The sequence below is a fragment of the Pseudomonas sp. GZD-209 genome (genome assembly GCF_049310485.1).
Lineage (GTDB): Bacteria > Pseudomonadota > Gammaproteobacteria > Pseudomonadales > Pseudomonadaceae > Aquipseudomonas > Aquipseudomonas sichuanensis.
Genome location: NZ_JBMOWQ010000149.1, coordinates 1 through 16,735, shown reverse-complemented (window position 1 = coordinate 16,735; position 16,735 = coordinate 1). Strand labels below are relative to the sequence as shown.

Genomic DNA, 16,735 nt, shown 5'->3' with positions numbered 1-16,735 from the left:
TCAGCGGATCAGAAGATCAGAACGTAGGTCTTGCGTACGGTCTCCTGGATGTCCCAGGTGCCGACGCTGTTGGCCGGTAGCATCAGTGCGTCTCCGGCTTCTATGACCAGGGGCTCGCCACCGTCGGGGGTGAAGGTGCAGCGGCCCTTGATGAAATGGCAGAACTCCTGTTGCACGATCTGCCGCCGCCAGCGCCCGGGGGTGCATTCCCAGATGCCGGTCTCGACCCCGTCGCTGCGTTCGACGCAGGTGACCGAGGTGACTGCGACCGGCTCGCCGAGGGGCACGGCGACCGGGTTGCAGCTCTGCAGGATGGCGCTGTCGGTGTGCTTGAACTGGGTGATGCTCATGACCGGTGGATCCTGTTGTGGTGGAGGGGGAAGTCAGTGCATGAAGCCTTCCATGAAGTCGGCCAGCCCGCTGGCCAGGCGCCGCCGCCAGGGGGCGCTGGCCGGGCTGGCGAGGGTCCGGTCCTCGTGGACGAAACTCTGGATGATCGCGTTGTAGCCCAGCCAGCGGCACGGCTCGGGCGGCCAGCTGGCCAGGCTGGCCAGCGGGCGGTTGTCATGTACCCAGGGCTGGGCGGTGAGGGCGTTGTGCTGGCCGAGGATCAGCGCCGCCAGGGTGCGCCCGCCGAGGTTGGTGGCACCGACGCCTTCGCCGCCGTAGCCGCCCGACAGGGCGATGCCACGCTGGCGGTCGCAGAGCATGTGCGGCCTGAAGCGCCGGGCCATGCCCAGGTTACCGCCCCAGGAATGGGTGATGCGCACGTGCTTGAGTTGCGGGAACAGCTCGCCGAACAGGTAGCGACGCAGGTCGACTTCGCTGTCGGTGAGGGTGAAATCTTCGCGTAGCCGGCCGCCGAAGCGGTAGCCACCGCGGGCGCCGAACACCAGGCGGTTATCGGCGCTGCGCTGGCCGTAGGTGACCTGGCGGCTGTTTTCGCTGAAGGCCTGCCCTTGGCTCAAGCCGATCTGCTCCCAGGTCGATTCCGGCAGCGGTTCGGTGGCCACCAGCAGGCTCTGCACGGGCAACTGATGGCGCCCGAGCGGCGGCAGGCTGGCGGCATAGCCCTCCACTGCCGGCACGACCCAGTGGCTGCGGATGCGCGCCAAGGGTGTGCGTACTTCGCCGGTTTGCCAGTCGATGGCCGGGGTGTTTTCGTAGATGGCTACACCCAGGTTCTCCACTGCTTTGGCCAGCCCGCGCACCAGCTTGGCCGGCTGGATGGTCGCGGTGTGCGGGCTGAAGATCGCGCCGTAGGGGTTGCTGATGCGCAGGTGCGCATCCAGCTGCTCGGGGCGCAGCCAGTGGTAGTCGTCCTCGGTCATGCCCTGGCGATACAGGTCGTCCAGCCAGGCGCGCAGGCTGCGTTCCTGCTCCGGGTAGCGGGCTGCACAGTAGAGCACGCCGCCCTTGCGGTAGTCGCAGTCGATGCCTTCGCGCTGCAGCACGCTGTGCACTTCGTCGGGGACACCGTGCAGCAGGTCGATGCTGGCGCGGCGCTGTTGCGGTGACAGGCTGGCCAGCAGGCGGTCCTCGCCCAGCAGGTTGCCCATCAGCCAGCCGCCATTGCGCCCGGAGGCGCCGAAGCCGGCGATGTTGGCCTCGATCACCGCGATGTTCAGCTGCGGGGCCTGGCGCTTGAGGTAGTAGGCGGTCCACAGCCCGGTGTAGCCAGCGCCGATGATGCATACATCGAGGTCCAGGTCTGCGCGCAGTGCCGGGCGTGCGCACAGCGGCTCATCGAGCTGGTCCATCCACAGGCTGATCGTGCGCAGGGGTTGCATCGGGTCGTGCTCCACATCCGTCTTGGTCTGTGGGCGATCCTATTAGTGCGTTGCGATGGCTGTCTTACGTGCGTGCACGCAGGGAAATTTGCTTGAGGTAGGCCTTGGGCGACAGCCCGGTGTGTTCGCGGAAGCACTTGTAGAACGCCGACAGCGAGTTGAACCCGGCATTGAACGCCAGCTGGTCGATAGGGGCTTCGGCGCTGCCGTTGTCCAGGCCGGCCATCAGGTATTGCAGGCGCGCCTGGTTGACGTAGCGGTAGAAGCTCTGGCCCAGCACCTGGTTGAGCAGGTAGGAAATCTGGTTGCGGCTGTAGCCGCTTTCGTCGGCCACTTGTTGCAGGTCCAGCTCGGGGTCCAGGTAGGGGCGCTGGTGATTGAAGTAGTGCTCCAGGTCCTGGGCCATGGTCGACAGCTGGCGCGGCGACAGGCCCAGGCGGCTGGTGGCCGGGCGTGGGCCGTCGGTCTGGCTGCCCTTGGCGTGCCGGCGCACCAGCGTTGCGTATTCGTTGATCCGCCAGATCAGCCCGTCCTTGACCGTGATCGCCTCGCTGGACTGGAACGCCACCAGCCCCTCGCCACCCTGCACGGTGACCTGGTACTGGATGAACGCGGTGCAGCCGTCGACGCGAATGCGGTCGCTGTGGACGATGTCCTCGCCGGCCTCGTGGGGCAGGCAGGCGCGCACGTAGTCGCGCAGCTCGTCATGGCCGAGCACGCGGTTCTGGAAGAAGTCGTGGTACTGGATATCCGGGTGGTACAGCGCCATCACCCCGTCCAGGTCGCGATGCTTCCAGCACAGGTGGTAGCGCATGACGGTGTCGGCGGTGAGCGGGGTTTGCCCGGGGCCGTCGGGGAGGGTGGTCGAGGTCATGGCAGCGATAGTGCATTGGCCCGCTTGCGGGTGACAAGGCCAGGCATTGCAGAACGCCTTCGAGGCCAAGCGGTAATCCGGCATTTTGCACGGCGAATCACAGCGGCTTAACAGCTAAGGCCTTGTTTCATATGGATGTCATTTTTTGACACAACTGGCATGAGCGCTGCACGGACCTTGGTAGACCACGAACGAGGAGAAGCATCATGCGCTCGATACTGCTGTGGATGATCGGTGTGCCGATTCCGGTAATCATCCTGATCTGGTTCTTCATGCATTGAGAAAGGGCAAGCCCGCTCCCACGAGGCCTGTGCGGGCTCGTGGGAGCGGGCTTGCCCCGCGATGACGTTTACAGGAACTGCTCGGCGTAGTGGCAGGCCACTTGCCTTGTACCTACCTGCCTCAGCGCCGGCACCTCCTTGGCGCAACGTTCGGTCGCATACGGGCAACGCTTGTGGAACGCGCAGCCATCCGGTGGATTCAGCGGGTTGGGCAGCTCACCGGCAATGCGGATCTTCGGCTTCAGCGGGTCCGGATGGATCGCCGGTGTCGCCGACAACAGCGCCTGGGTGTACGGATGCAGGGGCTTTTCATAGATATCCTCCTTCGGCCCCATCTCCGCCGGCCGGCCCAGGTACATCACCAGCACCTGATCAGCCACATGGCGCACCACCGCCAGGTTGTGGGAAATGAACACGTAGGCGGTGTTGAACTCCTTCTGCAGGTCCATGAACAGGTTCAGCACCTGGGCCTGGATCGACACGTCGAGCGCCGAGGTCGGCTCATCCGCCACCAGCACCTTGGGCTGCAGCATCATCGCCCGGGCCAGGGCGATGCGCTGGCGCTGACCACCGGAAAACATGTGCGGGTAGCGCTGGTAGTGCTCGGGGCGCAGGCCCACCTGCTCCATCATCTTCTGCACTTTTTCGCGGCGCTCGGCCTTGCTCAGCGAGGTGTTGATCAGCAGTGGCTCGGCCAACTGGTCACCGATCTTCTGCCGCGGGTTGAGCGAGGCGTAGGGGCTTTGGAAGACCATCTGCACATCACGGCGCAGTTGCTTGCGCTCGGCCTTGCCGGCGCCGTTGACCTCGGTGCCGGCGATCTGCAGCGAGCCGGACGACGGCTCCTCGATCAAGGTCAAGGCACGGGCCAGGGTCGACTTGCCGCAACCCGATTCGCCGACCACGGCCAGGGTCTTGCCAGCCTCCAGTTCGAACGATACGCCGTTCAGCGCGCGCACCAGGGCATTGCCCTTGAACAGGCCGCGGGACACTTCGTAGTGACGGGTCAGCTCACGGGCTGAAAGAACGACGGCCATCACGCCACCTCCTGGTTGAGCGGGTAGAAGCAACGCACCAGGCTATGGGCCTGCGGGTCGAGGGCGGGGCGTTGGCGGCGGCAGTTGTCCTGCACGTAAGGGCAGCGTGGCGACAGCAGGCAACCCTGCGGGCGGTCGTAGCGGCCGGGGACGATGCCGGGCAGGGTGGCCAGGCGTTCGGCGCCGATGCTGTGCTCGGGGATGGCCGCCAGCAGCGCTTCGCTGTAGGGGTGGGCGGGGATGTCGAAGAGTTCCGGCACCTGGCCGACCTCGACGGCCTGGCCTGCATACATCACACACACGCGCTTGGCGGTCTCGGCGACCACGGCCAGGTCGTGGGTGATCAGGATGAGCGCCATGTTGCGCTCTTTCTGCAGGTTGACCAGCAGCTCCATGATCTGCGCCTGGATGGTCACATCCAGCGCGGTGGTCGGTTCGTCGGCGATCAGCAGCTTGGGCTCACCGGCGATGGCCATGGCGATCGCCACCCGTTGGCTCATGCCACCGGACAGTTGGTGCGGGTAGGCGTCCAGGCGGCTTTCGGCGCCCGGGATCTCGACTTTTTTCAGCAACTCCAGGGCCCGCTGGCGGGCGGCCTTGCCCTTGAGCCCGAGGTGTTGGCGCAGCACTTCCTCGATCTGGTAGCCCACGGTGTAACTGGGGTTGAGCGCGGTCATCGGGTCCTGGAAGACCATGGCGATGTCCTTGCCCACCACCTTGCGCCGTTGCCGGCCGCTGAGCTTGAGCATGTCGGTGCCGTCGAAGGTGAGAGCATCGGCGGTGATGCGCCCGGGGGCGTCGATCAGGCCCATCAGGGCCATCATGGTGACCGATTTGCCGGAGCCGGACTCGCCGACGATGGCGAGGATCTCGCCGGCGTCCACGTTCAGGTCGAGGCCGTCCACCACAGGTACTGCATTGGCGTCGCCGAAGCGCACGTTCAGGTTGTTGATCTGCAACAGTGACATGGCGCTCTCCTCAGGCGGCGTTCTTGAGTTTCGGGTCCAGCGCATCGCGCAGGCCGTCGCCCATCAGGTTGATGGCCAGGACACTGAGCAGGATGGTCAGGCCGGGCAGGCTCACCACCCACCAGGCGCGCTCGATGTAGTCGCGCGCCGAGGCCAGCATGGTGCCCCACTCAGGGGTGGGCGGCTGCACGCCAAGGCCGAGGAAGCCCAGGGCGGCGGCGTCGAGGATTGCCGAGGAGAAACTCAAGGTGGCCTGCACGATCAGCGGTGCCATGCAGTTGGGCAGCACGGTGACGAACATCAGCCGTGGCAGGCTGGCGCCGGCCAGGCGTGCGGCGGTCACGTAGTCACGATTCAGCTCGCCCATCACCGCGGCGCGGGTCAGGCGCACGTAGGACGGCAGCGAGACGATGGCGATGGCGATCACCGTGTTGATCAGGCCTGGGCCGAGGATGGCGACGATGGCCACGGCCAGCAGCAGCGAGGGCAGGGCGAGCATGACATCCATCAGGCGCATGATCGACGGGCCGAGGATCTGCGGGAAGAACCCGGCCAACAGGCCCATCAGGATGCCGGGGATCAGCGACATTACCACCGACGACAGGCCGATCAGCAGCGACAGGCGTGCGCCCTGGATAAGCCGCGAAAGCAGGTCGCGGCCCAGCTCGTCGGTGCCGAGGATGAACTGCCAGGTGCCGCCTTCGAGCCACACCGGTGGCGTGAGCAGGAAGTCGCGGTACTGCTCGCTGGGGTTGTGCGGTGCCACCCAGGGGGCGAACAGTGCGCAGAACACCACCAGGGTCATGAAGGCCAGGCCGGCCACCGCGCCTTTGTTGCGCGAGAAGGCCTGCCAGAACTCCTTGTAGGGCGAGGGGTAGAGCAAACTTTGGTCAACCGCGGCTGGCGGGGTGACGGATTTTGGAATCGGGCTGGTCATGACGAAGTCCTCAGCGCTGATGGCGGATGCGTGGGTTGACCAGGCCGTAGAGGATGTCCACGACGAAGTTGACCAGGATCACCAGGCAGGCGATCAGCAGAATGCCGTTCTGCACCACAGGGTAGTCACGGGCGCCGATGGCTTCGATCAGCCATTTGCCGATGCCCGGCCAGGAGAAGATGGTTTCGGTGAGCACGGCGCCGGCCAGCAGCGTGCCGACCTGCAGGCCGAACACGGTCAGTACCGGGATCAGGGCGTTGCGCAGGCCGTGGATGAACACCACGCGGGCGGGCGACAGGCCTTTGGCGCGGGCGGTGCGGATGTAATCCTCGCGCAGCACTTCGAGCATCGACGAGCGGGTCATGCGGGCGATCACCGCCAGCGGGATGGTGCCCAGCACGATGGCCGGCAGGATCAGGTGCATCAGCGCGTCCTTGAACGCCCCTTCTTCGTCGCTGAGCAGGGTGTCGATGAGCATGAAGCCGGTCTTAGGCTCGATGTCGTAAAGCAGGTCGATGCGCCCGGAAACTGGCGTCCAGCCCAGGCTCACGGAGAAGAACATGATCAGAATCAGGCCCCACCAGAAGATCGGCATGGAGTAGCCGGCCAGCGAGATGCCCATGACGCCGTGGTCGAACAGCGAACCACGCTTGAGCGCGGCGATTACCCCGGCCAGCAGGCCGATGATGCCGGCGAACAGCAGGGCGGCAAAGGCCAGCTCGAGGGTCGCCGGGAACAGCGTGGTGAACTCGTGCCAGACGCTTTCGCGGGTGCGCAGCGACTCACCGAGATCGCCCTGGGCAAGCTTGCCGACGTAGTCCAGGTACTGCACCGGGAGCGGTTTGTTCAGGCCCAGGCGCTCCATGGCCTGGGCGTGCATTTCGGGGTCGACCCTGCGTTCGCCCATCATCACTTCGACAGGGTCGCCGGGGATCAGGCGTATGAGCGCGAAGGTCAGCAGGGTGATACCGAAGAAGGTCGGGATCAGCAGGCCCAGACGCCGGGCAATGAAACTCAACATGTTGGGGGTACCTCATCAGCCACTAAGGGCACAGCCGCCGGCTGCCTTGCAGATCGCCGGCGGTCGTTGTTGTTCTACTTCACCTTGGTGGTGGCGAAGTTATTGTTGGTCAGTGGGTTGATCACGTAGCCCTCGACGTTCTCGCGCATCGCAGTGAACATCTTCGGGTGGGCCATGCTGATCCACGGTTGGTCCTCATCGTACACCGCCAGCGCTTCGCTATAGAGCTTGGCGCGTTCGTCGTTGTCGATGGCTTCGCGGGCGCGGGTGATCAACTGCTGGAACTTGGGGTTGCACCAGCGTGCATAGTTCTCGCCGGATTTTGCCGCATCGCAGCTGAGCAGCGGGCTGAGGAAGTTGTCCGGGTCGCCGTTGTCACCGGCCCAGCCGGTTGACACGAGGTCGGCCTCGCCGTTCTTGGCTCGGCGCAACATTTCGGCCCATTCCATCACGCGAATATCGAGCTTGATGCCGACCTTGGCCAGGTCGGCCTGGAGCATTTCTGCGGACAGGCGTGGGTTGGGGTTGGTCGCGCCACCACCATTGCGGGTGAACAGGGTGATCACGGTGCCTTCCGGTACGCCGGCTTCCTTGAGCAGGGCGCGAGCCTTGTCCAGGTCGTGGGGCGGGTTCTGGTTGGCACTGTTGTAGCCGAGCATGGACGGTGGATACGGGTTGACCCCTACCATCGCGTTGCCCTTGCCGAACAACTGGTCGACGTGGGTCTGGCGGTCGAAGGCCATGTTGATCGCCTTGCGCACGCGGACGTCGCTCAGGTACTTGTGCTCGGTGTTCATCGCGATGTAGCCGGTGACCAGCGCTTCGATCTCGGCAACCTTGAGTTTCGGGTCGGCCTTGATCGAGGACACGTCGTCAGGCTTGGGGTACAGCGCCACCTGGCACTCGTTGGCACGCAGTTTTTGCAGGCGGACATTGCTGTCGGTGGCGATGGCGAAGATCAGAGCGTCGGCCGGTGGCTTGCCACGGAAGTAGTCCGGGTTGGGCTTGTAGCGGACCTGGGCGTCCTTGTTGTAGCGCTGAAAGACGAACGGGCCGGTGCCGATGGGCTTGCTGTTGAGCTCGGCGGTTTTGCCGGCCTTGAGCAACTGGTCGCCGTATTCGGCGGAGTAGATCGAGGTGAAGGCCATGCCCAGGTCATGCAGGAACGGTGCTTCCGGGCGGGTCAGGGTGATCACCACGGTGTGGTCGTCGGTCTTCTCCACCGATTTGAGCAGGTCCTTGAAGGCCATGCTCTCGAAATAGGGGTAGCCGACGCTGCTCTTGGCGTGCCACGGGTGGTCTGGCCTGAGCTGGCGGTTCAGGCTCCACAGCACGTCGTCGGCGTTGAAATCGCGGGTGGGGGTGAAGTAGTCGGTGCTGTGGAACTTCACGCCTTCACGCAGGTGGAAGGTGTAGACCAGGCCGTCCGGGCTGATGTCCCAGTGGGTGGCCAGGGCCGGCTGGATATCCGTGGTGCCTGGTTTGAAGTCGACCAGGCGATTGAAGATGGTCTCGGCCGAGGCGTCGGCGGTGACGGCGGTGGTGTACTGGACAATGTCGAAGCCCTCGGGGCTGGCCTCGGTGCACACCACCAGCGGCTTGGCCGCAACCGTGGATGCAGCGCCCAGGATGACCGCTGCCAGGGCAGCGCGTAGCGGTAACGATTTCATGAAACCTCCCTGCAGTGCTATTCCAGCGTAGCCGCCACGGCCCGTGGGGAGTCGGGCCGTGGCGCCAGCGGTCAGAGGATGTTGAATGGAATGGTGGTGACCAGGCGGAACTCGTCGAGGCTGCCATCGCCCTGGGCCTTGCTGGCGCGGTGGGCGGTGTAGGTGGCACGGATGCTGGTGTCCTTCAGCGGGCCGCTCTGCACCGCGTAGCTGGTGCCGAAGCCCCACTCGTAGTGGGTTTCGCCGTCGAGGCCTTTCACGTCGTAGACGTTACCCTTGTAGTGGGTGCCGTCGATGCCCCAGCCGCGGGCGTTGTACAGGTTGAACTTGAGGCCCGGCACACCGTAGGGCGCCATGTTCAGCACGTAGCTGATCTGCAGCGATTTCTCGTTGGGGCCGTTGAAGTCCGACAGCAGCGAGTTGGCCAGGTAGATGCCGTTGGTTTCATGCAGGTAATCGAAGTACTCGTTGCCATTCACCTGCTGCCACGACGCGCTCAGGGTGTGGGCCTGATGGGTCAGGCCGAACGACAGGCTGTAGGTGTCGTTGTCGATCTCGCCCATCTTCTTGCTGCCGGCGTCTACGGTCTTGTAGTAGTTCAAGCCGGTGGTCAGGCTCAGCACCGCGCTGTCGCCCAGCACATGGTTGGCGCCGAAGTAGTACTGGTTCCAGAAGTCGTCGACCTTGGTCGCGTACAGGCTGGTACTCAGGCTCTTCAGCGGCTGGTAGTTGATACCGGTGGTGCTGGCGCGGTCGGTTTCCACGCCATTGCCGTATTCGCTGCGGAACTTGCTCAGGCTCTGCTCGGTACGTGGCGAGACGCGGTCGAAGGTCCCCAGGTCGAACGACAGGTTGTCGAACTCGGCGCTGTGCAGGAACGCACCCTGGAAGCTCGACGGCAGCGCGCGGTTGCCGATGTAGGCGATCATCGGGGTGTCGACCGACTGGCGGCCGACGGTGAGGGTGGTGTTGGACACCCGCGCCTTGACGTTGCCCAGGCCCATCTTGCTCCACTGGCCGATCACGTCGCCGTCGCTGTGGGTGAGCGTGCGGTTGTTGGGGCCGGCCACGGCGGCACGACCGCGCTCCAGCGCAACGGCGTTGTAGGCGGCGGCCTCGACGGCGAAGCCCACGGTGCCCTCGGTGAAGCCAGAGCTGTAGTTGAGGATGGTGCCCTGCACCCAGTTGTCGCGGCTGTGGGTGGGCTGGCGAGTACCGTCGCTCTTGTAGTACTTCCACAGTGGCGCGCGGGTGGCGCGTTCGCGGGCATACCAGTTGCGGGTACTGCCGGACAGGCTCTGGCCATCGATGAAGCCCTTGGCCTCGGCTTGTTCGCTGCTGGACTTGAGCGTGGTGGGGACGAAGTCCTGGCTCATCGGTTCGGCCTGGGCCAGGGCGCAGAAGGCGCCGATGGACAAGGCCAGTGCGGTTTTCGTGGAGTGTTTCAAGTGCAAAGCTCCCTTTCTATTCTTTTAGTTATCACCCGTGCCTCGTGGGCCGGGCCTGCAACGGTGACGCGGTACTGCAGGTATTCGCCTGGGGTCGCCAGGCAAATCCAGGCTGCACGCGGCCGCGGGAGTGGGGTGGCACTCCCGGCCAGACAATGCAGGGGTCAATCGATACTGACGCCGGAGAAAACGTTGCGTCCGAAGGGGCTGACCTTGAAGTCGTTGACTTTGCTGCTCAGTGGCTGGTTGACCGTGGAGTGGGCCACGGGCGTGATCGGCACCTGTTGCTTGAGTCGTTGCTGGGCCTGCTGGTAGAGGGCGCTGCGTTGTTCGCGGTCGGTGACCTGTTTGGCTTGCTTGACCAGCGCGTCGTACTGCGGGTCGCACCACAGCGAGTAGTTGTTGCTGCCGATGGCGTCACAGTTGTAGAGCGTGCCCAGCCAGTTGTCGGGGTCGCCGTTGTCGCCGGTCCAGCCGATCAGGGCGATATCGTGTTCACCGCTTTTCATGCGCTTGAGGTATTCACCCCACTCGTAGCTGACGATGCGCACTTTGAAGCCGAGCTTGCTCCAGTCGGCCTGGAGCATTTCGGCCATGAGCTTGGCGTTGGGGTTGTAGGGGCGCTGCACGGGCATGGCCCAGAGGGTGATCTCGGTGCCTTCCTTGACCCCGGCCTGCTTGAGCAGGGCCTTGGCCTTTTGCGGGTCGAAAGGTGCGTCCTTGAGCGAGTCGTCGTAGGACCATTGAGTGGGCGGCATGGCGTTGACCGCAAGTTGCCCGGCTTCCTGGTAGACGGCCTGGATGATCGCCTGCTTGTTCACCGCCATGTCCATGGCCTGGCGTACTTCGAGGCGGTCGAAGGGCGGGTGCTGGGTGTTGTAGGCGATGTAGCCGAGGTTGAAGCCGGGCTGCTGCAGCACCTGCAGCTTGCCGTCCTGCCTGAGTGCGGGCAGGTCGGCCGGGCGCGGGTGCAGGGTGACCTGGCATTCGTTGCGGCGCAGCTTCTGGATGCGTACCGACGGGTCGATGTTGATGGAGAACACCAGGTTGTCGAGCTTTACCTGGTCGGGTGCCCAATAGTCCCTGTTGCCCTTGTAGCGAATCTGCGCGTCTTTCTGGTAACGCTGGAACACGAACGGGCCGGTGCCGATCGGTTTCTGGTTGATGTCGCTCGGCCTGCCCTCGGCCAGCAGGTGTTCGGCGTATTCGGCGGAGAGGATAGCGGCGAAGGCCATGGCGAGGTTCTGGATGAACGCGGCATCGACCTTGTCGAGGGTGAACACCACGGTCAGCGGGGTGGTCTTCTCGACCTTGGCGATGTTCTTGTCCAGCCCCATGCTGATGAAGTACGGAAATTCGGTGGGGTAGGCCTGGCGGAACGGGTGCTGCTTGTCGAGCATGCGGTTGAAGGTGAACAGCACGTCGTCGGCGTTGAAGTCGCGGGTGGGCTGGAAGCCCTTGTTAGCGTGGAACTTGACCCCGGGCCGCAGGTGGAAGGTGTAGCGCAGGCCGTCGTCGGAGACCTGCCAGTCGGTGGCCAGGGCCGGATGCACGGCGGTGCCGCCGCGCTCGAACTCGACCAGGCGGTTGTAGATCGGTTCGGCGGCATCGTTGTCGGTGGCCGAGGTGTACTGGGCGGTGTCGAAGCCTGCCGGGCTGCCTTCGGAGCAGAACACCAGGTTGTTGGCCAGTGTCAGCGGTGCGTGGCTCAGCAGGCCGAGTGCAAAGAGGGTGGAGCACAGCGTGGTAGGGCGCATGGCAAATCCTTTGTCCTGGTCTTTTCTGGCCGCGACAGGCAAAGCGCGGCGATGACATCCCGGCCCTGACGATAGAGTCGTCAAGGCGTGGGAGCCATGGTTCAGAGACTGATATGGGAGCGGGAGCATTCCGGCGACTGCGATGGAAAAGTCCTACGCGTCGCCCGGTCATGTAATCGCCCCGCCGCAATCCGTGCGGGCGGGGCGAGCATGGCCGTTACTTGTCCACGCTTACCCCGTAGAAGGAGTTCAGGCCGAAGGGGCTGATCTTGAAGTCCTTCACGGACGTGCTCATGGGCTGATACACGGTGGAGTGGGCGATCGGGGTGATCGGCACCTGTTCCTTGAGGATGTGCTGCGCCTGCTTGTACAGCTCGGTGCGTTTGGCCTGGTCGGGGGTGGCCTTGGCTTGCTTGATCAGGTCGTCGTACGGCTTGTAGCACCACTTGGAGAAGTTGTTGCCGTCCATGGCGTCGCAGCCATAGAGGGTGCCCAGCCAGTTGTCCGGGTCACCGTTGTCGCCGCTCCAGCCAATCAGCATGGCACCCTGCTCGCCGCCCTTGGAGCGCTTGATGTACTCACCCCATTCGTAGCTGACGATCTTGGCCTTGATGCCGATCTTGGCCCAGTCGGACTGCAGCATTTCGGCCATCAGCTTGGCGTTGGGGTTGTACGGGCGTTGCACCGGCATGGCCCACAAGGTGATCTCGGTGCCTTCCTTGATGCCGGCTTCCTTGAGCAGTTGCTTGGCCTTTTCGGGGTCGTACTTTGCATCCTTGATGGTGGTGTCGTAGGACCACTGGGTTGGCGGCATGGCGTTGACCGCCAGCTGGCCGGCGCCCTGGTACACCGACTCGATGATCTGCTGCTTGTTCACCGCCATGTCCAGGGCTTCACGCACCTTGAGTTGCGACAGCGGGTTAGGCTCGTTGCTGCCCTTGACCTTGTCCATCACGTTGTAGGCGATGTAGCCGAGGTTGAAGCCGGCCTGGTCGGGCATCTTCAGCTTCGGGTCCTGCTTCAGTGGCTGGATGTCGGCCGGGCGGGGGAACAGGGTGACCTGGCACTCGTTCTTCTTGAGCTTTTGCATGCGTACCGAAGCGTCGGTGCTGATGGCGAAGATCAGGTTGTCGATCTTCACGTCCTCGGGCTTCCAGTAGTCCTTGTTGCCCTTGTAGCGGATCTGCGCGTCCTTCTGGTACTTGCTGAACACGAACGGGCCGGTGCCGATCGGCTTCTGGTTGATGTCGGCAGGCTTGCCTTGCTTGAGCAACTGGTCGGCGTATTCGGCCGACTGGATCGAGGCGAAGCTCATGGCCAGGTTCTGGATGAACGCGGCGTCGACCTCGTTGAGGGTGAACTTCACGGTGTGGTCATCGACCTTCTCGACCTTGGCGATGTTCTTGTCCATGCCCATGTCGGTGAAGTACGGGAATTCGGTGGGGTACGCCTTGCGGAACGGCTGGTCCTTGTCGAGCATGCGGTTGAAGGTGAACAGCACGTCGTCGGCGTTGAATTCGCGGGTCGGCTTGAAGTAGTCGGTGGTGTGGAACTTGACGCCTTCACGCAGGTGGAAGACGTAGGCCTTGCCGTCGTCGGACACTTCCCACTTGGTGGCCAGGCCCGGAATCACCGCGGTGCCGCCACGTTCGAATTGCGTGAGCCGGTTGAAAATGGTTTCAGCCGAGGCGTCGAAGTCGGTTCCGGTGGTGTACTGGCCTGGGTCGAAGCCGGCCGGGCTGCCTTCGGAGCAGAACACCAGGTTGGTCGCGGCGAGGGCGGAGGGAGCGCCGGCTAGCAAGCCTGCGCCGACCAGGAACGGAATGACTGCGTGTTTGAGCATGGTGGCCTCATTGTTGTCATTTTTTTAGAGTGAGGCGGCCTCGTGAGCCGACCTGCGGATACTTATGCAGGGGCTATTCCCAATGCAACACTCAGCAGGGTGGTTGGCGGCAAAACGTGGGACGGTCGTACACGGATGTCGCAAAAATATAAGTTTGCCGAATGTTGATCGTTTGCGCGGCCTGAAATGACAAGAATTTCAAGATGTTTCGCATTTTCGGTGACAGGCGGACGCATCTGATTGGTGCGTAGGAATAGTCGGAAAGTGCTGTCCGAGGCGGATTTCACCGCCCCGGACATCCACTTGGAGGGGTCAGGGCACCTGGACTTCGATCAGGCCATCGGCGCTCATGCTGACTTCGCTGGTGCCGGCCTCGATATCAGGCGCTGGCGCCGCTTCGTCGGCAGCCTTGGCCATCATCGCCATCGGTGCGCTGCGCAGGTACGGGCGTGGGTAGCCGCTGCTGTTGAGGTTCAGGCTGACCACCTTGTAGCCCTTGCCGCCGAGCGCTTCGGTGGCCAGCTGGGCGCGGGCCTTGAACGCGGCCACGGCATCCTTGAGCAGCTCGTCTTCGCTGGTCTTGCGGGTGGCCGGGGCGATGGAGAAGTCCATGCCGCCCATTTTCAGGTCTTGCAGCAGTTCGCCGGTGAGCTTGGACAGGGCCGGGAAATCGGCACTTTCCAGGCGCAGCTCGGCGCGCTCACGCCAGCCGGTGATCTTCTGGCCCTTGGTGTCGTAGATCGGGTAGCTGTTGCGGCTGCCCTGGCTGATCTTCACGTCCTTCACGTCACGGGCCTGCTGCACGGCCTTGTTCATGGTTTCGGTGATCTGCTTGGCGAGCTTGCCCGGGTCGCTGTTCTGCGCTTCGCTGTACAGCGTCACGACCATCAGGTCGCGGGCGACTTCCTTGCTGACTTCGGCGCGCAGCGACACCTGGTTGTAGCGTGGCTCGTCGGCGGCCACGGCGGGCAGGGTGGCAAGCAGGCCGCAGGACAGGGCGAAGGCTTTGCCGCGACGGGAAATGTGCATGTGTAGCTCCTTGGCAATGAAAAGCGTGGTTAGAACGTTCGTGCCACGCATGGCCGATCAGACCGGGGACAGTGTAGTGGGTTCAAAAATGCCATCATGAATCTGTGACAAAGTGTGGCGCTTTGCCGCATCGCTGCAGCGAAGCGCCTGGCTTCGGTATACTCCAGCCGATTTTCTTGGAGCCTCATCGGGAGAGCTCATGCTCGCCGCCGCACATCCGCTGTCCGCTACACGCCAGAACCTTTGGCGCCTGACCTTCATCCGCATCCTTGTGCTGGCTGCCCAGGCCGGTTCCGTGGGCGTGGCCTACTGGACCGAGTTGCTGCCCCTGCCATGGTTCTCGCTGGTGGTCACCCTGGCCCTGTCGTCGCTGCTGTGCGCGTTCACCGCCGTGCGCTTGCGCCTGTCACTGCCGGTCACCGAACTCGAATATGCGCTGCAGCTGGCCTGCGACCTGCTGATCCACAGCGCGCTGCTGTATTACTCCGGTGGTTCGACCAACCCCTTCGTCTCTTATTACCTGGTGCCGCTGGCGATCGCCGCCGTCACCCTGCCGTGGATCTACTCGCTGGTGCTGTCGGGCATCGCCCTGGTGGCCTACAGCCTGCTGTTGGTGCAGTTCTACCCGCTGGAAACCTTGCCGCAGTCGCGCGACACCATGCAGGTCTACGGCATGTGGCTGAGTATCGCCCTGGCCGCGGCGGTGATTACCTTCTTCGCCGCACGCATGGCCGAGGAGTTGCGCCGCCAGGAGCACCTGCGTGCCGAGCGCCGTGAAGAGAGCCTGCGCGATGAACAACTGCTGGCGGTGGCCACCCAGGCCGCCGGTGCCGCCCATGAGTTGGGCACGCCGTTGGCGACCATGAGCGTTCTGCTCAACGAAATGCGCCAGGACCACACCGATCCGTTGCTGCAGGAAGACCTGCAGATCCTTCAGGACCAGGTCAAGCTGTGCAAGGAAACCCTGCAGCAACTGGTGCGCGCTGCCGAAGCCAACCGCCGCCTGGCCATCGTCGAGCAAGACGTCACGGCCTGGCTCGACGAAGCGCTCAACCGCTGGCACCTGATGCGCCCTGAAGCCAGTTACCGTTTCCAGCGCCTGCGTGATGGCCAGGTACCGCGGCTGGCGCCGCCGCCCGACCTGACCCAGGCCCTGCTGAACCTGTTGAACAATGCCGCCGATGCTTGCCCGGACGACCTGGAGGTGCGCCTTGACTGGGACGCCCAGGATATCGTCATCAGCATCCGCGACCATGGCCCCGGCATGCCGCCGGCCATTGCCGAAGCGATCGGCAAACCCTTTATTACCACCAAGGGCAAAGGCTTCGGCCTGGGCCTGTTCTTGAGCAAGGCCAGCGTGACGCGTGCGGGCGGTTCGGTGAAACTCTATAGTCATGAGCAGGGTGGCACCCTGACCGAATTGCGCCTGCCCCATGGCAAGCGAGGAGATGAATGATGAGCGAAGAAAACCAGGTCGAAGGCGAAGAACTGCCGCACCTGCTGCTGGTGGATGACGATGCCACCTTCACCCGGGTCATGGCGCGGGCCATGAGCCGCCGTGGTTTCCGCGTGAGTACCGCTGGCTCTGCCGAGGAGGGCCTGAAGCTGGCCGAGCAGGACCTGCCGGACTACGCCACGCTGGACCTGAAGATGGAAGGCGATTCGGGCCTGGTGCTGCTGCCCAAGCTGCTGGAGCTGGACCCGGAGATGCGCGTGGTGATCCTGACCGGTTACTCGAGCATCGCCACTGCGGTCGAAGCGGTGAAGCGCGGGGCCTGCAACTACCTGTGCAAACCTGCAGATGCCGACGATGTGCTGGCGGCACTGCTGTCGGAGCATACCGACCTGGATGCCCTGGTGCCGGAAAACCCGATGTCGGTGGATCGCTTGCAGTGGGAGCATATCCAGCGCGTGCTCGGCGAGCATGAAGGCAATATCTCTGCCACCGCGCGAGCGCTGGGCATGCACCGGCGCACCTTGCAGCGCAAATTGCAGAAGCGTCCGGTACGGCGCTAAAGGCATCGCGGGGCAAGCCCGCTCCCACGAGTGTTTTGTGGGAGCGGGCTTGCCCCGCGATCGT

General features: G+C 64.0%; 14 protein-coding genes. 2 read left to right on the top strand and 12 right to left on the bottom strand.

Annotated elements, in window-relative coordinates; translation table 11 throughout:
• Positions 1 to 8: 8 nt before the first annotated feature.
• From ACO6VM_RS17535 to ACO6VM_RS17480, 12 genes are all read right to left on the bottom strand, one after another.
• On the bottom strand, positions 9 to 350 hold the full coding sequence (locus ACO6VM_RS17535) for a cupin domain-containing protein (RefSeq protein WP_125465379.1): 342 nt from the start codon (positions 348 to 350) through the stop codon (positions 9 to 11).
• 33 nt (positions 351 to 383) lie between these two features.
• A complete protein-coding gene (locus ACO6VM_RS17530) occupies positions 384 to 1,790 on the bottom strand; it encodes an NAD(P)/FAD-dependent oxidoreductase (RefSeq protein WP_401059777.1) in 1,407 nt (468 codons plus the stop codon).
• Positions 1,791 to 1,854: 64 nt separating this feature from the next.
• Positions 1,855 to 2,664: a helix-turn-helix domain-containing protein gene (locus ACO6VM_RS17525; RefSeq protein ID WP_401059775.1), complete on the bottom strand. Its 810-nt coding sequence runs from the start codon at positions 2,662 to 2,664 to the stop codon at positions 1,855 to 1,857.
• 349 nt (positions 2,665 to 3,013) lie between these two features.
• A complete protein-coding gene (locus ACO6VM_RS17520; protein WP_401059773.1) occupies positions 3,014 to 3,982 on the bottom strand; it encodes a peptide ABC transporter ATP-binding protein in 969 nt (322 codons plus the stop codon).
• The gene (locus ACO6VM_RS17515) at positions 3,982 to 4,950 is read right to left on the bottom strand and encodes an ABC transporter ATP-binding protein (RefSeq protein WP_125860121.1); all 969 of its coding nucleotides are present in this window, start codon (positions 4,948 to 4,950) and stop codon (positions 3,982 to 3,984) included. Before ACO6VM_RS17515 ends, ACO6VM_RS17520 begins: the two co-directional genes overlap by 1 nt.
• 10 nt (positions 4,951 to 4,960) lie before the next feature.
• Entirely contained in the window at positions 4,961 to 5,887 is a 927-nt protein-coding gene (locus tag ACO6VM_RS17510; protein WP_110993470.1) for an ABC transporter permease subunit, read from the bottom strand.
• Between the two features lie 10 nt (positions 5,888 to 5,897).
• Complete coding sequence (locus ACO6VM_RS17505) at positions 5,898 to 6,908, bottom strand: ABC transporter permease subunit (protein ID WP_125465371.1); 1,011 nt, start codon at positions 6,906 to 6,908, stop codon at positions 5,898 to 5,900.
• Positions 6,909 to 6,982: 74 nt separating this feature from the next.
• On the bottom strand, positions 6,983 to 8,578 hold the full coding sequence (locus tag ACO6VM_RS17500) for an ABC transporter substrate-binding protein (protein WP_401059770.1): 1,596 nt from the start codon (positions 8,576 to 8,578) through the stop codon (positions 6,983 to 6,985).
• Between the two features lie 71 nt (positions 8,579 to 8,649).
• Positions 8,650 to 10,026, bottom strand: coding sequence for an OprD family porin (locus ACO6VM_RS17495; protein ID WP_422403573.1), 1,377 nt, complete (start codon positions 10,024 to 10,026; stop codon positions 8,650 to 8,652).
• A 164-nt stretch (positions 10,027 to 10,190) separates the two neighbouring features.
• A complete protein-coding gene (locus tag ACO6VM_RS17490) occupies positions 10,191 to 11,783 on the bottom strand; it encodes an ABC transporter substrate-binding protein (protein ID WP_401059766.1) in 1,593 nt (530 codons plus the stop codon).
• Between the two features lie 217 nt (positions 11,784 to 12,000).
• A complete protein-coding gene (locus tag ACO6VM_RS17485) occupies positions 12,001 to 13,626 on the bottom strand; it encodes an ABC transporter substrate-binding protein (protein ID WP_125465367.1) in 1,626 nt (541 codons plus the stop codon).
• A 312-nt stretch (positions 13,627 to 13,938) separates the two neighbouring features.
• A complete protein-coding gene (locus ACO6VM_RS17480) occupies positions 13,939 to 14,655 on the bottom strand; it encodes an SIMPL domain-containing protein (protein WP_125465366.1) in 717 nt (238 codons plus the stop codon).
• 199 nt (positions 14,656 to 14,854) lie between these two features.
• Between ACO6VM_RS17480 and ACO6VM_RS17475 the strand changes: the two genes are divergently transcribed.
• Positions 14,855 to 16,111 (top strand): ATP-binding protein, encoded by a 1,257-nt coding sequence (locus ACO6VM_RS17475; protein ID WP_110993463.1) that lies wholly within the window; start codon positions 14,855 to 14,857, stop codon positions 16,109 to 16,111.
• Positions 16,111 to 16,671 (top strand): response regulator transcription factor, encoded by a 561-nt coding sequence (locus tag ACO6VM_RS17470; protein ID WP_390968401.1) that lies wholly within the window; start codon positions 16,111 to 16,113, stop codon positions 16,669 to 16,671. The genes ACO6VM_RS17475 and ACO6VM_RS17470 overlap by 1 nt, the downstream gene beginning before the upstream one ends.
• Positions 16,672 to 16,735: the final 64 nt, after the last annotated feature.

Excerpts from the sequence above, each read along its gene's own strand:
- ACO6VM_RS17490 (WP_401059766.1), bottom strand. The coding sequence starts at position 11,783 with ATGCGCCCTACCACGCTGTGCTCCACCCTCTTTGCACTCGGCCTGCTG.
- ACO6VM_RS17530 (WP_401059777.1), bottom strand. The coding sequence starts at position 1,790 with ATGCAACCCCTGCGCACGATCAGCCTGTGGATGGACCAGCTCGATGAG.
- ACO6VM_RS17510 (WP_110993470.1), bottom strand. The coding sequence starts at position 5,887 with ATGACCAGCCCGATTCCAAAATCCGTCACCCCGCCAGCCGCGGTTGAC.
- ACO6VM_RS17480 (WP_125465366.1), bottom strand. The coding sequence starts at position 14,655 with ATGCACATTTCCCGTCGCGGCAAAGCCTTCGCCCTGTCCTGCGGCCTG.
- ACO6VM_RS17500 (WP_401059770.1), bottom strand. The coding sequence starts at position 8,578 with ATGAAATCGTTACCGCTACGCGCTGCCCTGGCAGCGGTCATCCTGGGC.
- ACO6VM_RS17505 (WP_125465371.1), bottom strand. The coding sequence starts at position 6,908 with ATGTTGAGTTTCATTGCCCGGCGTCTGGGCCTGCTGATCCCGACCTTC.
- ACO6VM_RS17520 (WP_401059773.1), bottom strand. The coding sequence starts at position 3,982 with ATGGCCGTCGTTCTTTCAGCCCGTGAGCTGACCCGTCACTACGAAGTG.
- ACO6VM_RS17525 (WP_401059775.1), bottom strand. The coding sequence starts at position 2,664 with ATGACCTCGACCACCCTCCCCGACGGCCCCGGGCAAACCCCGCTCACC.
- ACO6VM_RS17485 (WP_125465367.1), bottom strand. The coding sequence starts at position 13,626 with ATGCTCAAACACGCAGTCATTCCGTTCCTGGTCGGCGCAGGCTTGCTA.
- ACO6VM_RS17515 (WP_125860121.1), bottom strand. The coding sequence starts at position 4,950 with ATGTCACTGTTGCAGATCAACAACCTGAACGTGCGCTTCGGCGACGCC.
- ACO6VM_RS17470 (WP_390968401.1), top strand. The coding sequence starts at position 16,111 with ATGAGCGAAGAAAACCAGGTCGAAGGCGAAGAACTGCCGCACCTGCTG.
- ACO6VM_RS17535 (WP_125465379.1), bottom strand. The coding sequence starts at position 350 with ATGAGCATCACCCAGTTCAAGCACACCGACAGCGCCATCCTGCAGAGC.
- ACO6VM_RS17475 (WP_110993463.1), top strand. The coding sequence starts at position 14,855 with ATGCTCGCCGCCGCACATCCGCTGTCCGCTACACGCCAGAACCTTTGG.